This is a genomic window from Streptomyces viridochromogenes DSM 40736 (genome assembly GCF_000158955.1).
Classification (GTDB): Bacteria; Actinomycetota; Actinomycetes; order Streptomycetales; family Streptomycetaceae; genus Streptomyces; species Streptomyces venetus.
Genome location: NZ_GG657757.1, coordinates 2,579,283 through 2,580,471, shown reverse-complemented (window position 1 = coordinate 2,580,471; position 1,189 = coordinate 2,579,283). Strand labels below are relative to the sequence as shown.

Below are 1,189 nucleotides of genomic sequence, written 5' to 3'. Positions count from 1 at the left end.
GGTGGCTATCGGGCGGTCGCGCAGGGCGGCGAGGCCGAGCAGGTCGAGCGTCTCCTCGACGCGGCGGCGCATCACGTCCGGGGCGAGGCCCAGCGACTCCATGCCGTAGGCGAGTTCGTCCTCGACGGTGTCGGTGACGAAGTGGGAGAGCGGATCCTGGCCGACGGTCCCCACGACGTCGGCGAGTTCGCGCGGCTTGTGCGTACGGGTGTCGCGCCCGGCCACCGTGACCCTGCCCCGCAGGGTGCCGCCGGTGAAGTGCGGCACGAGTCCGCCGACCGCGCCCAGGACGGTCGACTTGCCGACGCCGGACGGGCCGGCCAGCAGGACCAGTTCACCTTCCGGGACCTCGAAGTCGATGCCCCGGACGGTGGGTTCGGCGGCACCGTCGTAGGTCACGGAGACATCCTCGAAGCGGATCACGACGGCTCCTTGGGATCGGGGGCGACGAACGCCGGCAGCAGGCCGAGGAGTACGCCCGCGGCGGGCCAGAGGGGCAGGGTGGGGGCGACCAGGGGGACGACGCCCGGGTGCAGGGACGCGGGGTCGCGGGTGGCGGCGAGCGTGAGGAGTGCGGCGACCGCAACCCCGGAGGCGACGACCAGCCAGGCGCGCACGTCCCAGCGGTCCGGGCGGTACCGGGTGCGCAGCGAGCGTCGTCCGCCGAGCCGGAGACCGGCCAGGGCGGCGCTGAGGCCGGTGAGGAGCACCGGCAGGCCGTAGGTCCCGCCCTCGGCGGTGAGCAGGCCGTACGTTCCGGCGCAGACGCCGAGCAGGCCGCCGAGGGTGAGGGCGGCGGTGGTGCGGCGGACGGCGGCGGGCACCTGGGCGGTGCGGCCGTAGCCGCGGGCGTCCATCGCGGCGGCGAGCGCCACCGAGCGCTCCAGCGCGCCCTCCAGGACCGGCAGACCCACGTGCAGCAGTCCGCGAACGCCCTTGTCCGGACGGCCGCGCAGGCGGCGGGCGGCGCGCAGGCGCTGGACGTCGGCGATGAGGTTCGGCGCGAAAGTCAGGGCCACGACGACCGCGACGCCCAGCTCGTACAGGGCGCCCGGGAGGGACTTGAGGAGGCGGGAGGGGTTGGCGAGGGCGTTCGCGGCGCCGACGCAGATGAGGAGGGTGGCCAGTTTCAGGCCGTCGTAGAGGGCGAAGGTGAGTGCTTCGGCGGTGACCTCGCCGCCGAGGCGGA

2 protein-coding genes are annotated in these 1,189 nt (G+C 75.2%); both read right to left on the bottom strand.

Features of this window, described 5'->3' with window-relative positions:
- A partial coding sequence (locus tag SSQG_RS11300; RefSeq protein ID WP_003989884.1) for an ABC transporter ATP-binding protein occupies positions 1-423 on the bottom strand: 423 nt, incomplete at its 3' end.
- On the bottom strand, positions 420-1,189 hold a 770-nt coding region (locus SSQG_RS11295; RefSeq protein WP_003989883.1), incomplete at its 5' end, for a CbiQ family ECF transporter T component. The genes SSQG_RS11295 and SSQG_RS11300, both read right to left, overlap by 4 nt.